Here is an 18,960-nt window from a genome sequence, read left to right on the forward strand (position 1 = left end):
GTCAGAGCCAAGATTGCCTGCCGATTGACACCTGAATCGCCGCCAGCGCATCGCGACCACCATCGATGCCAGCGATCACCACCTTGTCGAGATCCATGCCCGAGGATTTGGTCGCCTGCAGCGCCCCGATCGCCATTTCATCAGCATTGTCATTACAGTGAAGCATCGTCACCGATATCGGCAACAAAGCCGCGAACTCTGCTCATCGGCCCCGCTATCGGAAAATCTTATACCCCCAGACCGGCTTTGCCCCAAGGCAGCCGGGAGAGACCGGCCTAATCTGGATCAAAGCGCCGCAACCGGCGCCCTGATCCAGTGGAGGCATGATGACCCCGTTCCACCCCGCCAAGCGCGTTTCAGACATCAAGATCTCGCCCACCACCGCCGCGGCGCAAAAGGTGCGCGAGTTGCAGGCCGCCGGACGCGACATCCTGAACCTGACCATCGGCGAGCCCGATTTCGACACCCCGACCTCGATCAAGGATGCCGCCATCGCGGCGATTCAGGCGGGTGACACCAAATATACCTCGGTCAATGGCACCGTCGCGCTGCGCAAGGCGATCCAGCACGATTTCTCCGGCCGACTGGGTATCACCTGCGGGCTGGACCAGATCTGTGTGGGCGGCGGCGCCAAGCAGATCCTGTTCGTGGCGCTGATGGCCTCAGTCGAGAACGGCGGCGAGGTGATCATCCCCGCGCCCTATTGGGTGTCCTACCCCGATATGGTCGTTGCCAATGGCGGCACCCCGGTGATCGTGACCTGCCCCGAGACGCAGGACTTCAAGATCACCCCGGAACAACTGGAAGCAGCGATCACGCCGAACACCCGCTGGTTCATAATGAACTCGCCGTCGAACCCGACCGGCGTCGCCTATACCCCGCCGGAACTGCAAGCGCTCGGTGCGGTTCTGGCGCGCCACCCGCATGTCTGGGTGCTCTGTGATGAAATCTATGACCGGATCTGGTTTGCAGATTTCGCCGCCACCAGCATCGTCTCTGCCTGCCCGAAACTGGCCGAGCGCGCGCTGATGGTCAATGGCGTGTCGAAATCCCATGCGATGACCGGCTGGCGCATCGGCTATGGCGTAGGCCCGCTGCCATTGATCAATGCGATCAACAAGTTGCAATCGCAGATGGCCTCTTGCCCTGCCTCGATGAGCCAGGCCGCCGCCGCGGTGGCGCTGACCGGCGACCAGGGCAGCGTGGCCGAGCAGGTCGCCGCCTATCGTCACCGCCGTGATCGCGCCGTGGCCCGGATCAATGCGATCCCCGGCCTGTCCTGCCGCCAGCCCGAGGGCGCCTTCTACCTTTACGCCAGCTGCGCCGGCGCCATCGGCAAGACCACCCCGGCTGGCAAGGTGATCGCCAACGACCTCGACTTCGTTCTCTACCTGCTCGACGAAGCGGGCGTTGCCGCGGTGCATGGCGCGGCCTATGGGCTGGAGCCCTATTTCCGCATCTCGACCGCCACCTCTGTCGAGATCATCGATGCTGCCTGTGACCGGATCGATGCCGCCTGCCGCGCGCTGGCCTGATCCCCTCCCCATTGAGTTGGCCCGCCGGGGCGCGCGGTTCATCTGCGTGCCCCGTGCCGATTTGGGCCCGGGCCGGTTACGGCGATGCCGGTGGCCCCACACCCGGCCTTTTGGATGACTATTGGTTTTCGATATGGCGCGCTATGATGCCCCCCGGCGTCCCGCCCGAATTGAGGAACCAGAGTGATCATTGATTTCCGCAAGCTGCAGAGCTTTGTCAAAATCGTCGACGCGGGCAGCATCTCGCGCGCGGCGGGGCTATTGAACACCGCGCAACCGGCGCTCAGCCAGCAGATCGCGGCGCTCGAACAGCACTTCGGCCAGCAACTGCTGATCCGCTCGAACAGCGGCGTTTCGGCAACGCAGGCCGGGCTGGTACTCTATCGCCATGCGCAATTCATGCTGAAGCATCTGGAGCAGGTGACACTTGACGTGAGCCGCGCCTCCGAGGCGCTGGCCGGCCATGTCTCGATCGGTCTGGCCACCTATTCTACCACCTCGACGCTGTCGCTGCCGATCATTCAGGAGGTCCGCCGCCTGCATCCGGGCATTACCATCCATATCAACGACAGCTTCGGCCAGATCCTCAGCGAGTTGGTGATGAGCGGCCGGATGGATATGGCGGTGATCTATGCCAGTCAGCCGATCAAGGGCACCCATCTGCAACCCCTGTTCTCCGAGGAACTGTTTCTGGTCACCGGCCCGGCATTTCCCGCCGATCACTTCGGCCCCGGCCCGGTCGAGTTGCGGCACCTGGCCGAGGTGCCGTTGGTCCTGCCCGGCCGCGGCCATTTCCTGCGCAAGCTGATCGACGAGGCCTTTGGCCGCGCCCGGATCACCCCGGAAGTTGTCGCCGAGATCGAATCCGTGGCGGCGCTGGCGGCGGCGGTGCGGTCAGGTATCGGGGCGTCGATTCTGCCTATGTCGGTGGCCAGTGGCACCGCGGGTCTGGAAGGCGCGCGGATCCATCAGCTGGTGAAACCGGCGATTCAGGCCAATGTCTCGCTCTGCACCCCCGACCCCACGCCAATGAGCGAACCAGCCCTGGCAGTGAAGGCAGTGCTACTGAAAGTCGTGGCCGAGCTGATGGAACAGACCCATGCCGGGCTGAGCGCCATCTGATCGATCACAGACCAACGCGCCCGCCATAAGAAAATCGAATACGCCTAGATGGGCTATGTTTTGGGAAAAGCCGCGTGCCTGCGTCACCGTGGGCATGTGGCAATCTGATGACAACGACCATCGCGCCATCGGCATATCCGCCGAATCCTTCACTGAACAACGGGGAAGAATAATGAATACCACTTTTGCTTATCGCCACATGGCGCGCGCCAGTGTCCTGGCGATCTGTGCCGCCCTCGCCCTCCCGGCTTTCGCCGAGGAAGCGCCGATCAAGATCGGCCTCGTCTCGCCCAATTCCGGCGCCAATGCCCGTTATGGTACCTTCGCACAGCGCGGCGCCGAACTGGCCGCCAAGGAAATCAATGATGCCGGCGGTATTGACGGCCGCAAAGTCGAAATCATCCCCGCCGACAGCGTCTGCACCCCGGTCGAGGGCGTCTCGGCGACGCAACGCCTGCTGAATCAGGACAAGGTCGACTTCATCATCGGCGACATCTGCTCCTCGGTCACGCTGGCGATGCAGCCGCTGGTCGAAGAAGCCAAGGTCGTGCTGGTCAATGCCGCCTCCTCGAACCCGCAGATCACCTACAAGGCGGGTGTCGGCGGCTACAAATATTCGTTCCGCAACTACCCGACCGACGAGATTCGCGCGCTGTCGGTGGCGAAATATGCCACCGAAAAGGGCCTGAAGAAATTCGCCGTGCTCTCGGTGGATAGCGACTATGGCCGCGGCGCCATCGATTTCACCAAGAAATACATCGCCGATCTCGGCGTCGAACTGGTCTCGGAAGATTATTACAAAGAGGGCGAGGTAGATTTCCGCGCCGTGCTGACCAAGATCCGCACCTCGGGTGCCGATGCGATCTTGATGTATGGTCTGGCCGATACCACCCCGATCGTCGCGCGGCAGATGATCGAGACCGGCCTTGCGGGCAAGCTGCCACTGATCGGCAACGGTGAATTCTCGGCCGCGGCCACCATCGAAGCCGCGCCGAAGGCGATGGAAAATGCCATCGAAGCCGCCGCTTGGCTGCCCGCCTATGACAGCGAAGGCTCGAAAGCTTTCGTGAGCACCTATGAGGCCGCCTATGACGGCGAAGAGCCGAACAACCACGCCTATGGCCATTGGGAAACCGTGCATCTGCTGGCCCAGGCGATCGACGAGGCCGACAGCACCGACAGCGATGCCGTGGTGGCCGCGCTGGAAAAGGTGAAATTCGAAGGCCCGATGGGCGAGATCACCTTTGACGATCACCACCAGGCGATCCGCCCGATGCTGCTGCTGGAAATCAAGGACAGCGCTCCGGTGGTGACCGGCTCGGTCGCGGGTGTCGTCGATTACACCGCGAACTGAGAACTTGAGGGTAAGGCGGTAACGCGATGTATATCCTGATTGAACAGATCCTGAATGGTGTGTCGACCGGCGCGGTCTACGCCATTGTCGCGGTCGGCATGACCATGATCTTTGGCGTCCTGCGGGCGATCAACTTCGCGCATGGCGAATATTACATGCTCGGCACCTTCGGGGGATGGTATGCGACCAGCGCGCTTGGCCTGCCTTACCCTGCCGCCATCCTTGTCGGGGTGGCGGTGACCATGCTGATCGCCTATGGCATCGGCAAGCTGGTCATGGAACGGATGATCGGCGTGCCGGTCGAGGCGAGCGTGGTGGCCACGCTCGGGGTCTCGCTCGTGCTGCAAAACAGCGTGATCCTGATCTTCGGCGGCAGCTACAAGTTCTTCTCGGCAGGCTATATCGAGCCGGTTTTCTTCGGCGATATCGGCATTGCCCAGCAGCGGCTCCTGATCATCCTGGTCTGTGCGCTGGTCTTCCTCGGGCTCGAATTGCTGGTCGGTTTCAGCCGGATCGGCAAGGCGATGCGCGCCGTGTCGCAAAACATCGAAGCCTGCGAAGTTGTGGGGATCGACGTGAAAAAGGTCGTGCTGTCGACCTTTGTCCTCGGCACCGGCCTAGCCGCCTTTTCGGGCGTGCTGACCGCGCCGGTCAACGTCTCGGTCTATGGCGGCATGGGTGAGATCATCACCTTCAAGACCCTGCCGATCATCGTGATGGGCGGCCTGGGCAATGTGCGCGGCACGCTGGTCGCGGCGCTGATCCTGGGCATCGCCGAGACCGTGGTGGCGGGCTACTTCGGCCTTCAATACCGCGACTCGGTCGGCTTCATCACCCTCATCCTGATGCTCCTGTGGCGTCCGCATGGGCTCTTCTCGTCGAAGGCGCGGTTCTGACCGGCCCCCATCAGACGGCGGCGCCGTCCCCTTCCTTCCCCGGCGCCGCCCTCCATTCCCAGAGAGACACCTGATGACGAATTCCCCCCTTTCCCCTGCCACGGCTGCCGCCCCCGGGCGCGCGCTGCGGCTGCCGATCGCGATCGGCCTGGCGGTGGTGGCGCTCGCTGCACCGATGGTGCTGGGCACCTATGCCGTCCATGCGCTGGTGATCGCCATGATCTTCCTGCTGCCCGCGCATGGGCTGAACCTTCTTGTCGGTTACACCGGCATGCTGTCACTGGCCCAGGCTGCCTTCTTCGGGCTGGGCGCCTATGTCTCGGCCCTGATGTCGCTGCATCTGGGCACCTCGTTCCCGGTCAACATCGTGGTGGCCACGGTCGCCGCCGGGATCATCGCCATCCCGGTCGGCATCCCGGCACTGCGGCTGCGCACAACCTCTTTCGTGATGTGTACCCTGGGCTTCGTTATCATCAGCCAGGCGGTGTCGAAGAACTGGATCAGCGTCACCCGCGGCGACATGGGCCTGTCGAATGTCGCGAAACCCGTGCTGAGCCTTGGCGGCTACAGCTGGACCGCGAACAACCCGGTCGAGACCTATTACCTCGCTCTGGGCCTTGCCGCGCTCGCCACCTGGATCTTCTGGCTGATCGTGCGCTCGCCCGCTGGCCGCAATTTCATCGCGATCCGCGAAAATGAAATTCTGGCGGAATCGCTGGGCGTGCCGACCTGGAAATACCGTCTGGCCGCCTTTGTCATAGCCGCCGGTTTTGCCGGGGCCGGGGGCAGCCTCTATGTGCACTACATCTCGGTCGCCAGCCCGCTGATGTTCCAGACGCTCTATACCACCACCATGCTGATCATCGTGCTGGGCGGCGGTGCGGGCTCGATCTCGGGCGTGATCTTCGGCGCCATCCTGTTCGTGGCACTTTCCGAAGGGCTGCGCGTCGCGCCGGAACTGCGGATGATTGCCTATGGGCTCTGCCTCCTGATCCTCGTCTTCCGCTTCCCGCAGGGCTTTGCCCCCTATCTGCAAAAGGCCTGGGACTGGGCCGGTGGCCAGAAGAAAAAGGAGGGCAGCGCATGAGCGGCAAGGTTTCCGTTCTTGATATCCGCGGCCTGACCAAGAGCTATGGCGCGGTGAAAGCGGTGGATGCGGTAGATCTGCACATCGACCACGGCGAGATCCTGGGCCTGATCGGCCCGAACGGCTCGGGCAAGTCGACCTTCTTCGATTGCGCCACTGGCCTTTCCACCCCCGACAGCGGCACGGTCACGCTCGAAGGTCTGGACATCACCAACTGGTCGCTGAACCGCATCGCTCGCGAAGGCCGGATGCTCCGCAGCTTCCAGAAGACCGTGGTGTTCAAAAAGCTGAACATCGAGGAAAACCTGGTGATCGCCGGGCAGATGTTCACCTTTCCGAACGTGCTCTCGACCTTTGGCATCGGCCGCGGCACCCGCAACCGGGTAGAGGGTCTGCGCAAACACGCCCGCGAACTGATCGAGCTGACCGGCCTTGGCCATGTCGCGCATATGGCGGCGGGCAATCTCTCGGGCGGCCAGCAAAAGCTGATCCAGTTCGCTTCGATGCTGATGCCCGATCCGCGGCTGATCATGCTGGATGAGCCGATGGCGGGGATCAACCCCAAGCTGATCGAGCGGGTGGTGGATACGATCCGCTACGCCAACCGCGAAATGGGCGTCAGCTTCCTAATCATCGAGCACAACATCGATGTCGTTACGAGCCTGTGCTCGCGCGCCATCGTGCTCGACCAGGGCCGTAAGCTCTGCGAGGGCACCCCGGCCGAGGTGATCGCCAACAAACATGTGCGGGAGGCCTATCTTGGTGGCTGACAACATCACCCTGTCGCTTCGCGACCTGCGCGCGGGCTATGCCACGCTCGACATTCTGAACGGCGTCACGCTCGATGTGCCGCAGGGCCAGTTCGTCGCCCTGATGGGACCGAACGGCGCCGGGAAATCCACCTTGCTGAAGACGATCTTTGGCATGACCACCTTCAAGGGCGGCGCGATCACCTGGCAGGGCCGCGACATCGGAGGCGCCTCGACCCGCAGCATCCTAGGCAGCGGCATTTCCTATGTGCCGCAGGGACGCTGCAACTTCCCGCTGATGACGGTGCAGGAAAACCTTGAAATGGCGGCCTACACGATCCGCGATGACAAGGTGAAGACCGACCGCGATTATGTCTACGAGCTGTTCCCCTCGCTGAAAAAGCGCCGCGGCACGCTGGCGGGCAATTTGTCGGGCGGCGAACAGCAATTGCTCGAAGTGGCAATGGCGGTGCTGCAACGTCCGAAAATGCTGCTGGTCGATGAACCCTCGGTCGGGCTTTCGCCCGCGGCGGTCGGCATCGTCTTCGACGAGCTGCTGCGGTTGCGCGATACCGGCTTGACCATCCTGCTGGTCGAGCAAAACACCCGCAAGGCGATGGAGGTCGCCGATCGCGCGGTGATCCTACGCCTCGGCGAAGTGATCTGGGACGGCAAACCCGCCGAGATTTCGCATGACGAACTGGGCGAGCTGTTCCTGACCGGCAAGATGCGCAGCGAAACCGCTGGCCATACGGAAACGCTATTGCCGTAGACAAAGCCCCTGTTGGCCCGCGCCGGGCACGCCCCGCTAGACTGGGGGCATCATCGGCGCGAGCCCCCATCCTCTCTCTTCCTCACGGATGCATCCGCGGACTTTCCGCGGCAGGGCCTCCGTTTGCCAACGAACCTTAGGATCCCTTCCATGGCGAAACTTGCTTTCGATACCGGCGGTACCTTCACCGACTTCGCGCTTCTTGACGATGCAGGCGATCTGCACCTGCACAAGGTGCTCTCCACCCCGCTCAACCCCGCCGATGCGGTGATCCAGGGCGTCAGCGAACTGCTGGCCCGCTACAAAGACACGGTCAGCCGCGATACCCTGCAGGTTCTGGGCGCCACCACCGTCGTTACCAATGCCGTCCTCGAACGTCGCGGCGCCGAAACCGGCCTGATCACCACCGACGGCTTCCAGGACATCCTGCGCATCCGCAACGAAGGCCGCTATGACCTTTATGATCTGAAGATCCAGTATCCGGCACCGCTGGTCAGCCGGGCCGAGACCTTCGGCGCGGTCGAACGCCTGACCGCCGAAGGCGTGGTGATCACCGAGCTTGACGAAGAAAAGATCCGCGAACTGGGCCGCGAACTGGTGGCCCGCGGCATCAAATCGGTCGCCGTCTGCCTGCTGCATGCCTATAAATACCCCGACCACGAACGCCGCGTCCGCGCAGTGCTCGCAGAAACCGCGCCAGATGTCTTTGTCACCATCTCGTCGGATGTCTGCCCCGAGGTCCGCGAGTTCGACCGCGCCTCGACCACGGTGGCCAATGCCTATACCCGGCCGCTGATGGAAAAGCATGTGGACGAGCTGGGCCGCGCTTTTGCCGAACGCGGCATTGATCGCGACATGCTGTGGATGACCTCGTCGGGAGGCCTGGTGCCGAGCCCGCGCGCCGCGAAACTGCCGGTTCGGCTGATCGAATCCGGCCCCGCCGCGGGCGCGGTGGCTGCCGCCGAATTCGGCCGCATCGCCGGTGAAACCAGCGTGCTGTCTTTCGACATGGGCGGCACCACCGCCAAGCTATGCCTAATCCCGAATGGCGAGCCGACCATCGGTTCCGAGCTTGAAGTGGCGCATTACCACCGCTTCCGAAAAGGTTCGGGCTTCCCGCTGAAGATCCAGTCGATCCACATGATCGAGATCGGCGCAGGCGGCGGCTCGATCGCGGCCAAGAACCCGCTCGGCCTGCTGAATGTCGGCCCGCGCTCGGCCGGGGCGCTGCCGGGTCCGGCGGCCTATCAGCGCGGCGGCACCGAGCCGACCGTGACCGATGCCGACATCGTTCTGGGCTATATGGGCACCGAAAACTTCGTCGGTGGTTCGTTTAAAGTGTCGAAAGACGCGGCGATTGCCGCCATCGACAAGCTGGCGGCAGAATTGGGCGTCAGCCGCGAACGCTGCGCCTGGGGCATCCATGACCTGGTGAACGAAGCGATGTCGAAAGCCGCCGCGATGCATGCGACCGACCTTGGCGTCGATCCGCGGCAGCTGCCGATGGTGGCTTTTGGCGGCGCCGGTCCGGTCCATGCCTATGGCATCGCCCGCAAGCTCGGCATCACCCGGATCATCTGCCCGACCGGCGCGGGCGTGACCTCAGCTCTGGGCCTGATGATCGCCCCGGTCGCGGTCGATGTGTCGGCCTCGCGGCCGATGACCCTGGCCGCTTGGGATGCCGCCGTCGTCCAACCGATGCTGGCTGATCTGGCGCAACAAGGTGCCGAAGTTGTCACCGCTGCTGGCGTTGCCGCCGACACCATCGACTATCGCTACACCGTCGACATGCGCCATGTCGGTCAGGGCCATGAGATCAGCGTCACCCTGCCTGACCTCGACCTGCCCGAAGCCGAGTTCCTGGCTGAACTCGAGGCGCGCTTCTACGCGCATTACATCGAACTCTTCGGCCGTAAGGTCGAAAACTCGAGCCTCGAAATCATCACTTGGCGGATGCGTGCCAGCGGCCAGAAGGCGCAAGCCCGCCGCCCGGTCGCCGAAGTCGTCGGCCCGCAGCCGCTGAAAGGCCACCGCAGCGTCTATTTCGACAGCCTCGGTGCTGCGGTCGAGACCCCGATCTATGATCACTATGCGCTGCCCGTCGACCTACCGATCTCCGGGCCCGCCATCATCGAACAGCGCGAGTCGAGCATCGTGATGGGCCCGGAAGGCACCGCGCATGTCGATGCCAAAGGCAACCTCATCATCGATATCCAGGAGTAAGCAAGATGCGGAAACTCAAAGCCGATCTGACCGATCCGATTACCCTTCAGGTGATGTGGAACCGCCTGATCTTCATCGCCGACCAAGCCGACAACGTGCTGGGGCGCACCGCCTTTTCGCCGATCGTCCGGGAAAACCACGACTATGTGACCGTGCTCTTGGACAGCCGCGGCCGGGCGCTGGCGCAATGTACCTGGTCGATCCCGGTCTTCATCTCGTCGCTGCCCGCGGCGGCCCAGAACCACTTCTTGCCGAAATTCAAACCCGAGATGCTGGATGAAGGCGACGTTCTGGCCACCAACGACCCCGAGATCGGCACCGGCCACCTGCCCGACGTGACGATGATCACGCCGATCTACAAGAACGGCAAGATCATCGCCTATGCCGGTTCCATCGCCCACCTGCCCGATATCGGCGGCCGCCCCCTACATTCCGAGGCCAGCGACATCTTTGAAGAGGGCATCCGCTTCCCGATCGTCAAGATCCATAAGAAGGGCGTGCCGAACCAGGACGTGCTCGACATGATCGCGGCCTCAGTGCGGTTGCCGATCGAAGTGCAGGGCGACCTCGACTCGATGGTTGCCGCCAACAACGTCATGGGGCGCGAGCTGCTGCGTTTCCTCGAGGAATACGACCTGGATGAGGTCGACAGCCTCGCCGACGTGATCCATGGCCTGTCCGAGCGCCAGACCCGCGCTGCGATCCGCAACTGGCCGAACGGCACCTACAACAGCGAAGTGACGCTGGACGGCTATTTCCCGCCGGTAGTGCTGAAAGCCGCGGTGACCGTGGAGGATGACCATATCCACGTCGATTACGCAGGCTCTTCGGATCAGGTGCTGAACTCGATCAACTGCCGCACCAACTACCGCTATGCCCATACCGCCTATGCGCTGAAATGCCTGCTCGATCCCGAAACGCCGAACAACGAAGGCTGCATCATGCCCTTCACGGATTCGGCGCCGCTGGGCTCGATCCTCAATCCCGAACCCTGGACCGCGGGCAATTCGCGCAACCTGATCGGCCATGTCATCCCCTCGATGATCTTCAAGGCGCTGGAAACCGTCGCCCCGCAAGAGGTGATCGGCGATAGCGGCGGCGCGCCGATCTGGGCCGCCAACTGTGTCGGCCAGCGCGGCGACGGCACGCAATACGGCTCGGTACAGAACTTCCACGGCGGTCAAGGCGGCCGTTCGGACAGCGACGGGCTTGATACGCTCAGCTTCCCCTCGAACTGCAAGGTCACCGCGATCGAGATGTACGAACTGGTGGTGCCTGTGCTGATCGAATGCAAGGAGCTGATCCCGGACAGCGGCGGCGCCGGCAAATTCCGCGGCGGTCTGGGGCAGCGCGCGGTGCTGCGCAATCTGGGCGCCACGCCGATGTCGGTCTACCTGGCCTCGGAGCGTACCCAGGTGCCGTGCTTTGGCGTGGTCGGCGGGCAGGACGGCCGGATCGGCAAGGTCCTGAAGAACGGCGCGCCGCATTTCCCGAAGGGCAAGATCAGCCTGGCCACTGGCGATCGCCTGACGCTGGAAACCCCGGGCGGCGGCGGCTGGGGCAATGCAGCCGAGCGTCCGCGCGATCTGATCGCCGAAGATCTGCGTCTGGGGCTTGTCACGCCTGCCGCTGCGGCCGACATCTACGGCTATCAGCATAAGGAAGCATAGAATGGCCGCAATCCTCACCGGCAAGACAGCAGTGATCACCGGCGCGGGTTCCGGGATGGGGCGCGAAATCGCCCTGTCCCTGGCTGCGGCCGGGGCCCGTGTCGTGCTTTGCGGGCGGCGTGCAGGCCCGCTCGATGCGCTGGCGGCCGAGATCGAGACCACGGGCGGCACCGCGATCACCGCACCGCTCGACATCACCGACAGCGCCGCAATCCGCGCGCTGGTGGCCGAACTGGATGCGCGCTATGGCGGCGTCGATCTCTTGATCAACAACGCGGGCTCCGCCAGCAAGGTGCTGAACGCGCGCTGGCTGTCCGAGGCCGAGTTCCTCTCGACCGTGAACGTCAACCTGACCGCCGTCTTCACCTTCTCGCAGGCGGTTCTGCCGGCAATGCTGGCGCGCGGCGCGGGCACGATCATCACCGTCTCCTCGCTGGCGGCAGTGAACCCCAACCTTCTCGGCGGTGCTGCCTATGGCGCGGCCAAGGCCGGGGTGCGCAATTTCATGGGCTACATGCACAATACCTATCGGCACTTGGGTCTGCGCTCGATCTGCATCCTGCCCGGAGAGGCGGACACGCCGATCCTCAACAACCGCGCCCGCCCGCCGCTGCCCGAAGAACGCGCGCGGATGCTGGCGCCCGAGGATGTGGCGGCGGCAGTGATGCTCTGCGCCACGCTGCCCGGCCGTGCCACCGTGCCCGAGCTGCACATCTGCCCGACCTTCCAGCGCGATATTTCGACCGATCTCGAAATCGCCCGCTGGCAAGGTGCCCCGGCCGACCTGCCGGACCTGCCCGACGCATTCAAAGGAGCCGCGAAATGATCGGAAACAAGCTGCGCGCCCGGCTGAAGGCCGGTGAAGTGCTGACCATGCTGAACACCCATCACGTCTCCTCGGGGCTGGCCCAGCGGATGATCGAAGTGGGCGCCGATGCGGTGTTTCTCGATTGCGAACACGGCATGTGGAGCCATGACGACATTCGCAGTCATGCCCAGGCCGCCCGCTCGGTCGGAGGCGCCGGGATCGTGCGGCCGCATTCGCATGAACGCCCGGTGATGATCCGCTATCTGAATGCCGGGGCGGACGGGCTGATGGTGCCGATGGTCAATACCGCCGAGGAAACCACCGCCATCGTCGAGGCCGTGCGCTATGCATTGCCGCATTCCTACGAGGACCGGCTGGTGATCTGCATGATCGAGACCCCGGAGGCGATCGCCAATCTCGATGAGATGCTGAAGGTCGAGGGCGTCGATGTCTTCTTCGTCGGGCCGTCGGATCTGTCGCAGAACATGGGCTATTCCCCGGCGCTACCCGCGAGCGAGCCACGCCCGGCCGAGGTGGTCGAAGCGATCGAACATGTCTTTGACAAGGTCCGCGCCGCGGGTCTGGCCACCGGCACCTTGGTCCGCGAAGTCGATATCGCGCATTGGACCGACAAGGGCGGCCAGTTCCTCTACATCCACTCCGACCCGTTCTTGCAAGCGGGCATGAAAAAGATGCGGGGGCTGATTTCGGCCTGACCGCAACCGCAGCGCCACTCTTGCGGCCCATTGCCACGTTCTCCTTTGTAGCATGAGCTGAGTTTCAACGGGTCATTACACTCGCTGCGTCCCGGACCGGCCGGGCGAACCCGGATCTGGTTCGGGATCCGGTCCTTCATCGCGCCTACATGGCTGATGATCCCGATCGTGCGGCCCTGCCCCTGCAGCGCCTCCAGCGCATCGATGGCCATGTCCAAGCTGGCCGCATCCAGGGAGCCGAAGCCCTCGTCGATGAACAGCGTCTCCGACAGCGCGCCCCGGCCGCCAAGACCGGAGAGGGCCAGGGCAAGGGAGAGCGAGATTAGGAAGCGCTCCCCGCTGGACAGGGACCGGGTGGAGCGGGTTTCATCCGCCATGTCCTGGTCGATGACATGCAGGGGGCGTTGATGATGTAACCGCCCCCCGACGGCATCGATGTGCCAAGGTTGGTCTGCGACGATCCACAAAGGAGGGCGGTCATGTCGGAGGTAATCACGGTCGGGCTCGACTTGGCGAAGAATGTGTTTCAGGTGCATGGCGCTGACGCTTCGGGGCTTGGTGTTTTGCGCAAGAAGCTGAGACGGGATCAGGTGCTGGCTTTCTTCAGCCGGCAGCCGAGCTGCGTTGTCGCAATGGAAGCCTGCGGTGGCGCGCATTTCTGGGGCCGCGAGATTGGCAAACTGGGCCACGAGGTCCGCCTCATCCCGCCGCAATATGTCCGGCCTTTCGTGAGGCGGCAGCAGCTCAAAGTGCAGGTCCAACAGATGGGGCGGCCTGTTGGACACCTACCCGCAGAACGCTGACAACATCGCCAATACAAGTTCCAGTTCCGACGCTCGCCACACCAGCAGAACCGGCAGGCAGAGCGAGAGCAAGACCATAAGCGGTAGCCAGACCTCTCGTTTATTCGGACGCCCGGTCATGGTGCGGCGGCTGTCAGGGGACCGCGAACGATTGGGCGGTCGTTGATCGGCAGATGAACAATGGCGGCGAGAACGCCAAGCAGGATCGAGATGATCCAGCCTGCCTGATAAGAGCCTGTGGCCTCGAACACATAGCCTCCGGCCCAAACACCGAAGAACGACCCAAGCTGATGGCTGAAGAACAGGAAGCCGAACAGGGTAGCGATGTAGCGCACCCCGAAAATCTGTGCGGTCAGCCCATTGGTCAGAGGCACCGGGCCGAGGAACAGGAACCCGAGGACGACCGAGAACACAAAGACACTCGGGGGGCTCAGCGGCACGGTGATGAACAATGCGATGGCGATGCTTCTAGCCAGGTAGATGGCGGCAAGAAGGTGCTTCCGGCTCATCCTTCCGCCCCAGAAGCCGAAGAGATAGCTGCCGATCACGTTCATCAGGGCGATCAGGGCCAGCGCTGTGACCCCATCCGAGGCGCTCATACCGTTGTCAGTCAGGTAGGACGGGAGGTAGGTCGCCGCGAAGGTGAGCTGGAAACCACAGGCGAGGAAGCCGATGTTCAGGAGCCAGAACCCGCGATGCGAAAACGCCTCCGCAATGGCGGCTGACATCGGCATGGGCGACACAGATTCCCCAACAGGCTGCGCCTTAGCCGCCCGGTCCCGCAGCGGGAACACAAGCAGCAGCAGGAAGGGCATGACGACAGCAAGGATCAGAAGGGCGTTCATCCATCCCCATGTGCCGATCAGATTTTGTGTCATCGGCACCAAAGCGAACTGGCCCAGCCCGCCAATTGCGCTTGCAAGGCCGAGCGCCCAGCTTCGGCGCTGCGGGGGCATGAGGCGGTTGATCGCCCCATAGACCACACCAAAGGTCGTGCCCGCCTGCGCGATGCCGATGCAGATGCCCGCGCTCATCACGAAGAGCGGCACAGTCGTCGCCTGCATCATCCCAAGAAGACCGATGGCATAGAGCAAAAGCCCGGCGATGATCACCTTGGTCGAGCCGAACCGATCCGCGACCATCCCGGCGAAGGGTTGCGCGATCCCCCATGTCAGGTTCTGCACCGCCATCGCCAGCGCGAACGTATCGCGCGACCATCCGCGATCCATGGAGACAGGCAAAAGGAACAGGCCCTGCACATGGCGAACGCCAAGCGCCATGCCCATGATAAGACCGCCTGCCAGGATCGGAAACCACAAGCCGGACGGCCAGCGATGGCCATCTGCGGCAGGCTCAGCCATCCGCGTCATCAAAATCTCCTAATATCGACAGTCGCCGTCCTTCTGCCTGTCGGTAGAGGACGGGCTTTTCAGGGGCCGGGCTTCGGCCCGAGCTTGTAGGTTTCGCGCTCGTCGGGGAATGCGCCCGAGCGGACATCATCTGCATATTGGGTGACGGCCTTCTCGATCAGGCCGCGCATGTCGCCATAGCGGCGCACGAATTTCGGGGTCCAGTAGAACAGGCCCAGCATGTCGTCGGTGACGAGGATCTGACCGTCGCAAACATTGGACGCACCGATCCCGATGGTGGGCACGCTGACCGAAGCCGTGATCTCGGCCGCCAGATCGGGCGTCACGCCTTCGACCAGTATGGCGAAAGCTCCGGCCGCATCGACGGCGCGGGCTTCGGCAAGGATGCGCCCGCGCTCATCCGCCGTGCGCCCCTTGGCCTTGAACCCGCCCTCGACGTTCATCGCCTGCGGACGCAAACCGATATGGCCCATGACCGGGATGCCGCGCGACACCAGAAAGGCGATGCTTTCCGCCACACCTTCCGAGGCTTCGACCTTGACGGCCGGACATCCGGTTTTGCGCAGAATCTTCGAGGCGGATTTGAATGCCTGATCCGGCCCGCGCTCATAGCTGCCAAACGGCAGATCGACCACGACCAGCGCATGTTCGCTGCCGCGCATCACGGCCTGAGCGTGCAGGATCATCATGTCCAGCGTGACGCCGACAGGGCCAGGCAATCCGTGCAGCACCATGCCGACCGAATCCCCGATGAGCAGCAGATCGCAATGCGGGTCCAGCAGTTCGGCAACCGGCGTTGTATAGGCTGTCAGGCAGACGATCTTTTCCCCGCCCTTGCGGGCACGGATTTGCGGGACGGTGATGCGGCTGCTTTTGGACTGCTTTGACATGATCTGATCCTTTCGCCGAGTTCAGCCCTTGCTCAACCAGTCTGCGATCCGGTCAACGCCTTCCGAAACGTCCTCCTTCGTTCCGGCGAAGGAGATGCGTATATGGTTTTTGCCGCGCAGGCTGTCGAAATCCACACCGGGTGCGACAGAAACGCCGGCCTCTGCGAGCAACCTGTAGGCGAAGCTCATGCTATCATCCGTCAGATGGCTCAAATCGGTATAGATGTAGAAAGCGCCATCGGCAGGGTGGGACTTGCCAAGGCCGATTTCCGGCAGGCGCTTCAGCAGCAGGTCGCGGTTAGCGGCATAGCCGAGCTTGATCGCCTCCAGCTCTTCGGTCGCATCGAGCGCGGCGGTCGCGGCGATCTGGGACAGGGCATTGACGCTGAGCGCGATGTTCTGCGCCAGACATTCGACCGTGCGCGTCATTGCGGCAGGAACCACCATCCAGCCAATGCGCCAGCCAGTCATGCAATAGTATTTCGAGAAGCTGTTGATGACGATCACATCGTCCGAGAAGGCCAGGGCGCTTTGCGTCGGGAAGCCATAGACGAGGCCGTGATAGATTTCGTCCATGACGAGGCGGATGCCGAGATCGCCGCAGGCACCCACGAGCGCACCCAGATCCTCGGGCGAGATCATAGTGCCGTTGGGGTTGTTCGGGCTGGCAACGATTAATCCCTTGAGGGGTTTGTCAGCCTGCACCTTCGCCAGCATCTCCGGGGTGATGGTCCAGCGGGTGTCCTCGGTCGTGGGAATCTCCACCACCTCAAGCCCGAGCGCTATCAGGATATTGCGATAGGCCGGATATCCGGGCGTTGGCAGTCCGACCCGATCACCCACATCGAACAACGACAGGAAGGCCAAGTTGAACGCAGCCGAGGACCCGGTGGTGACGACAATCCGTTCAGCAGGAACATCCAGACCATGGGTGTCGGCATAATATCGGGAAATGCGCGCACGCAAGACGGGAGTGCCGAGGGCTTCGGTATAGCCGATACGGCCGTGCTCAAGGGCAGCCGATGCTGCGGCACGGGCGAGCTTCGGCGTTGGAGCGCCCGGCTCGCCGACGGCAAGATGGATGATCGAGCGCCCTTCACGCCGAAGCCGGAATGCCTCGGCCATCACGTCCATGGCGCGAAACGGCTCAACCGCGCTGCGCTGAGATAGAAATGTCATGTTCGTCGACCTCTGAACTCGGGGGGCGGGCGGCAAATGATGGTATCCAGATGATGCCGCCGCGCCATTTGCATTGATGACAATTCATATACACCACGAACAGAATGAATGGGTTGCGTTGTCAGAGCTTATTTTATGCTATACTGGCATCCGAGGAAGATTTCCATCACATGAGCGCAATCAGATGCCACAGGCAATGGACTCGATAGATCGCGCCATACTGCGCACGCTGCAACGTGAGGCGAAGATTCAAAACATCGAACTGGCCGAGCGCGTGGGCCTGTCTCCATCGCCCTGTCTGCGTCGCGTCCGCCTGCTCGAAGAAGCGGGTGTCATCGAGCGCTACGCCGCGCAACTCAACGCGGCGAAAGTTGGGATGGGCCTCACCGTGTTCGCGCGTGTCTGGGTAAAAGGGCCGGATGAGGAGACAATCGCGTCTTTCGTCGAGGCCATCATGAAACTGCCCGAGATCATCGAGTGTCACATGCTGTCGGGCGATTGCGACTTCCTGCTGAAGATCGTCGCCGCCGACCTCGATGCCTACCGGCGGTTCCGGGTCGAGCAACTCGGGCGGATCAAGAGCATCAGGGATATCAAGTCCGATATACCCATGCAGAAAATCAAAGACACGAGTGAACTTCCGGTCTGAATACAAGCGGGGGCTCGCGTTGCTATGGCGGCAATCATTTCGGTTCAAACGGTGCTAGCCGTGGTCGCCATCCCGCTCGCCATCCTCGCAGTGCAGGCCATGCAATGATGGATGCTCTCGCCGGTCGATCCGTCGAGCTGGTCGTACTCGATCCTTGCCGTCATGCCGAAGCATTCCACCTTGCCTCGCATGGCGCGGAGAAAGACGCACTGTGGCAATTTCTAAGAGATGGGCCATTCGCCAACGGGCAGGCCCATCAGGAACACCTTGCTCGCCTCTGCGCTTCCGATCAATTCTCCGGCTATGTCCTCTTTCTTCCCGCCTTGCAGCGGACACGAGGGGGAACGGAATCCCTGTTCCTGTTGATGCGCCATGCGTTCGAGACGATGAAACTTCGACGGTATGCGTGGCGCTGCGATAGCCGGAACGTGAAGTCAGAACGTGCTGCCCTGCGTTTGGGGTTCCGGCAGGAGGGGCACTTGCGGCAACATATGATGGTGAAGGATCACAACCGCGACACGTTGATTTTCTCACTGCTCGACATCGAATGGCCGGGCATAAAGGCCGCGCTCACGGCATGCCTTGCCGATAAGAATTTCGATGCACAAGGGAACGTCCGACGAAGTTTGGATGAAATAAATCGCCACATGACACCGCTGATCTAGGCTCCAGACCCATTGATTTCAGGCTTCTGGCGTGATTCAGGCTCCGCAAGGAGATCTGATCGATGAGCAATCTTTACTGGCTGAGCGAGGCGCAGATGGAGCGCCTCAAGCCGTTCTTTCCCACGAGTATCCGAAGGTCGGAAAACAGTCCGGGGGACTGTTTTCCTGAGGATGGGCGAGCCCCGCGTCGATGATCGTCGCGTGCTGAGCGGCATAATCTTCATCAATCGCAATGTGTTGCGGTGGTGCGATGCGCCGAAGGAATATGGCCTGGCCAAGACCCTCTACAACCGTCGGAAGCGCTGGAGGTAAGTGGCAAACGCCATTGGTCTGAGTGCAACCACGAACACGGGGTCTTCGCCCGGATCATGGTCGGCCTGGCCGCCCAGAGCGCCGAGCTGAGCTGCTGCCGGTTTCGTGGACAGCAGGTTAAGCTAGCATATCGCGGGCCTCGAACTCCATCGGGCTGAGG

The 18,960-nt window shown here is 62.7% G+C and carries 18 protein-coding genes and 2 pseudogenes; 15 read left to right on the forward strand and 5 right to left on the reverse strand.

Annotated elements, in window-relative coordinates:
- Window position 1 precedes the first annotated feature (1 nt).
- Window positions 2-172, reverse strand: coding sequence for a hypothetical protein (locus ACEN2S_RS21180; protein WP_441870238.1), 171 nt, complete (start codon window positions 170-172; stop codon window positions 2-4).
- Between the two features lie 154 nt (window positions 173-326).
- Between ACEN2S_RS21180 and ACEN2S_RS21185 the strand changes: the two genes are divergently transcribed.
- The 11 genes from ACEN2S_RS21185 (at window position 327) to ACEN2S_RS21235 (ending at window position 12,932) form a co-directional block, all read left to right on the forward strand.
- Entirely contained in the window at window positions 327-1,535 is a 1,209-nt protein-coding gene (locus ACEN2S_RS21185) for an aspartate transaminase (protein WP_441870240.1), read from the forward strand.
- A gap of 183 nt (window positions 1,536-1,718) precedes the next feature.
- The gene (gene nac / locus ACEN2S_RS21190) at window positions 1,719-2,657 is read left to right on the forward strand and encodes a nitrogen assimilation transcriptional regulator NAC (RefSeq protein WP_441870242.1); all 939 of its coding nucleotides are present in this window, start codon (window positions 1,719-1,721) and stop codon (window positions 2,655-2,657) included.
- Between the two features lie 172 nt (window positions 2,658-2,829).
- Window positions 2,830-4,011, forward strand: a complete 1,182-nt coding sequence (locus ACEN2S_RS21195; RefSeq protein WP_441870244.1) for an ABC transporter substrate-binding protein — start codon at window positions 2,830-2,832, stop codon at window positions 4,009-4,011.
- A 26-nt stretch (window positions 4,012-4,037) separates the two neighbouring features.
- On the forward strand, window positions 4,038-4,907 hold the full coding sequence (locus ACEN2S_RS21200) for a branched-chain amino acid ABC transporter permease (RefSeq protein WP_441870246.1): 870 nt from the start codon (window positions 4,038-4,040) through the stop codon (window positions 4,905-4,907).
- Window positions 4,908-4,980: 73 nt separating this feature from the next.
- Complete coding sequence (locus ACEN2S_RS21205; RefSeq protein WP_441870248.1) at window positions 4,981-5,994, forward strand: branched-chain amino acid ABC transporter permease; 1,014 nt, start codon at window positions 4,981-4,983, stop codon at window positions 5,992-5,994.
- Window positions 5,991-6,764 (forward strand): ABC transporter ATP-binding protein, encoded by a 774-nt coding sequence (locus tag ACEN2S_RS21210; RefSeq protein WP_441870250.1) that lies wholly within the window; start codon window positions 5,991-5,993, stop codon window positions 6,762-6,764. Before ACEN2S_RS21205 ends, ACEN2S_RS21210 begins: the two co-directional genes overlap by 4 nt.
- Window positions 6,757-7,515 carry a branched-chain amino acid ABC transporter ATP-binding protein gene (locus ACEN2S_RS21215; protein ID WP_441870252.1) on the forward strand — a complete coding sequence of 253 codons (759 nt, stop codon included), beginning with the start codon at window positions 6,757-6,759 and terminating at the stop codon, window positions 7,513-7,515. The genes ACEN2S_RS21210 and ACEN2S_RS21215 overlap by 8 nt, the downstream gene beginning before the upstream one ends.
- Before the next feature lie 150 nt (window positions 7,516-7,665).
- Complete coding sequence (locus ACEN2S_RS21220) at window positions 7,666-9,738, forward strand: hydantoinase/oxoprolinase family protein (protein ID WP_441870254.1); 2,073 nt, start codon at window positions 7,666-7,668, stop codon at window positions 9,736-9,738.
- Between the two features lie 5 nt (window positions 9,739-9,743).
- Window positions 9,744-11,408 carry a hydantoinase B/oxoprolinase family protein gene (locus ACEN2S_RS21225; RefSeq protein WP_441870256.1) on the forward strand — a complete coding sequence of 555 codons (1,665 nt, stop codon included), beginning with the start codon at window positions 9,744-9,746 and terminating at the stop codon, window positions 11,406-11,408.
- A gap of 1 nt (window position 11,409) precedes the next feature.
- The gene (locus ACEN2S_RS21230; protein WP_441870258.1) at window positions 11,410-12,234 is read left to right on the forward strand and encodes an SDR family oxidoreductase; all 825 of its coding nucleotides are present in this window, start codon (window positions 11,410-11,412) and stop codon (window positions 12,232-12,234) included.
- Window positions 12,231-12,932 (forward strand): HpcH/HpaI aldolase family protein, encoded by a 702-nt coding sequence (locus tag ACEN2S_RS21235; protein WP_441870260.1) that lies wholly within the window; start codon window positions 12,231-12,233, stop codon window positions 12,930-12,932. The genes ACEN2S_RS21230 and ACEN2S_RS21235 overlap by 4 nt, the downstream gene beginning before the upstream one ends.
- Here the strand turns inward: ACEN2S_RS21235 and ACEN2S_RS21240 are convergent.
- The gene (locus ACEN2S_RS21240; protein ID WP_441870262.1) at window positions 12,866-13,468 is read right to left on the reverse strand and encodes an SbcC/MukB-like Walker B domain-containing protein; all 603 of its coding nucleotides are present in this window, start codon (window positions 13,466-13,468) and stop codon (window positions 12,866-12,868) included. The two genes, ACEN2S_RS21235 and ACEN2S_RS21240, sit on opposite strands and share 67 nt — an antisense overlap.
- Here ACEN2S_RS21240 and ACEN2S_RS21245 point away from each other — a divergent pair.
- Window positions 13,412-13,675: pseudogene (locus tag ACEN2S_RS21245) on the forward strand (IS110 family transposase); the annotation flags it as partial. The gene ACEN2S_RS21240 and the pseudogene ACEN2S_RS21245 overlap by 57 nt on opposite strands.
- 176 nt (window positions 13,676-13,851) lie before the next feature.
- Here the strand turns inward: ACEN2S_RS21245 and ACEN2S_RS21250 are convergent.
- Genes ACEN2S_RS21250 through ACEN2S_RS21260 form a run of 3 tightly spaced genes read right to left on the reverse strand, consistent with a single transcriptional unit; the run spans window position 13,852 to window position 17,174 of the window.
- Window positions 13,852-15,105 (reverse strand): MFS transporter, encoded by a 1,254-nt coding sequence (locus tag ACEN2S_RS21250; protein ID WP_441870264.1) that lies wholly within the window; start codon window positions 15,103-15,105, stop codon window positions 13,852-13,854.
- 59 nt (window positions 15,106-15,164) lie between these two features.
- Window positions 15,165-15,995 (reverse strand): 3-methyl-2-oxobutanoate hydroxymethyltransferase, encoded by an 831-nt coding sequence (gene panB, locus ACEN2S_RS21255; RefSeq protein WP_441870266.1) that lies wholly within the window; start codon window positions 15,993-15,995, stop codon window positions 15,165-15,167.
- Window positions 15,996-16,016: 21 nt separating this feature from the next.
- Window positions 16,017-17,174 (reverse strand): pyridoxal phosphate-dependent aminotransferase, encoded by a 1,158-nt coding sequence (locus ACEN2S_RS21260; protein WP_441870268.1) that lies wholly within the window; start codon window positions 17,172-17,174, stop codon window positions 16,017-16,019.
- Window positions 17,175-17,358: 184 nt separating this feature from the next.
- On the opposite strand from ACEN2S_RS21260, the gene ACEN2S_RS21265 reads away from it, so the two are divergent.
- The 3 genes and pseudogenes from ACEN2S_RS21265 to ACEN2S_RS21275 all read left to right on the forward strand — a co-directional run.
- A complete protein-coding gene (locus ACEN2S_RS21265) occupies window positions 17,359-17,823 on the forward strand; it encodes an Lrp/AsnC family transcriptional regulator (protein ID WP_441870270.1) in 465 nt (154 codons plus the stop codon).
- Window positions 17,824-17,927: 104 nt separating this feature from the next.
- Window positions 17,928-18,488: a GNAT family N-acetyltransferase gene (locus ACEN2S_RS21270; protein ID WP_441870272.1), complete on the forward strand. Its 561-nt coding sequence runs from the start codon at window positions 17,928-17,930 to the stop codon at window positions 18,486-18,488.
- A 62-nt stretch (window positions 18,489-18,550) separates the two neighbouring features.
- Window positions 18,551-18,886: pseudogene (locus tag ACEN2S_RS21275) on the forward strand (transposase); the annotation flags it as partial.
- Window positions 18,887-18,960: the final 74 nt, after the last annotated feature.

The sequence above is a fragment of the Phaeovulum sp. W22_SRMD_FR3 genome (assembly GCF_052113705.1).
Taxonomy (GTDB): Bacteria; Pseudomonadota; Alphaproteobacteria; order Rhodobacterales; family Rhodobacteraceae; genus JBGQOG01.

Excerpts from the sequence above, each read along its gene's own strand:
- ACEN2S_RS21195 (WP_441870244.1), top strand. The coding sequence starts at position 2,830 with ATGAATACCACTTTTGCTTATCGCCACATGGCGCGCGCCAGTGTCCTG.
- ACEN2S_RS21205 (WP_441870248.1), top strand. The coding sequence starts at position 4,981 with ATGACGAATTCCCCCCTTTCCCCTGCCACGGCTGCCGCCCCCGGGCGC.
- ACEN2S_RS21200 (WP_441870246.1), top strand. The coding sequence starts at position 4,038 with ATGTATATCCTGATTGAACAGATCCTGAATGGTGTGTCGACCGGCGCG.
- ACEN2S_RS21250 (WP_441870264.1), bottom strand. The coding sequence starts at position 15,105 with ATGACGCGGATGGCTGAGCCTGCCGCAGATGGCCATCGCTGGCCGTCC.
- ACEN2S_RS21235 (WP_441870260.1), top strand. The coding sequence starts at position 12,231 with ATGATCGGAAACAAGCTGCGCGCCCGGCTGAAGGCCGGTGAAGTGCTG.
- panB (WP_441870266.1), bottom strand. The coding sequence starts at position 15,995 with ATGTCAAAGCAGTCCAAAAGCAGCCGCATCACCGTCCCGCAAATCCGT.
- ACEN2S_RS21185 (WP_441870240.1), top strand. The coding sequence starts at position 327 with ATGACCCCGTTCCACCCCGCCAAGCGCGTTTCAGACATCAAGATCTCG.
- ACEN2S_RS21225 (WP_441870256.1), top strand. The coding sequence starts at position 9,744 with ATGCGGAAACTCAAAGCCGATCTGACCGATCCGATTACCCTTCAGGTG.
- ACEN2S_RS21270 (WP_441870272.1), top strand. The coding sequence starts at position 17,928 with ATGATGGATGCTCTCGCCGGTCGATCCGTCGAGCTGGTCGTACTCGAT.
- ACEN2S_RS21240 (WP_441870262.1), bottom strand. The coding sequence starts at position 13,468 with ATGCACCTGAAACACATTCTTCGCCAAGTCGAGCCCGACCGTGATTAC.
- ACEN2S_RS21220 (WP_441870254.1), top strand. The coding sequence starts at position 7,666 with ATGGCGAAACTTGCTTTCGATACCGGCGGTACCTTCACCGACTTCGCG.
- ACEN2S_RS21260 (WP_441870268.1), bottom strand. The coding sequence starts at position 17,174 with ATGACATTTCTATCTCAGCGCAGCGCGGTTGAGCCGTTTCGCGCCATG.
- ACEN2S_RS21210 (WP_441870250.1), top strand. The coding sequence starts at position 5,991 with ATGAGCGGCAAGGTTTCCGTTCTTGATATCCGCGGCCTGACCAAGAGC.
- ACEN2S_RS21265 (WP_441870270.1), top strand. The coding sequence starts at position 17,359 with ATGCCACAGGCAATGGACTCGATAGATCGCGCCATACTGCGCACGCTG.
- ACEN2S_RS21230 (WP_441870258.1), top strand. The coding sequence starts at position 11,410 with ATGGCCGCAATCCTCACCGGCAAGACAGCAGTGATCACCGGCGCGGGT.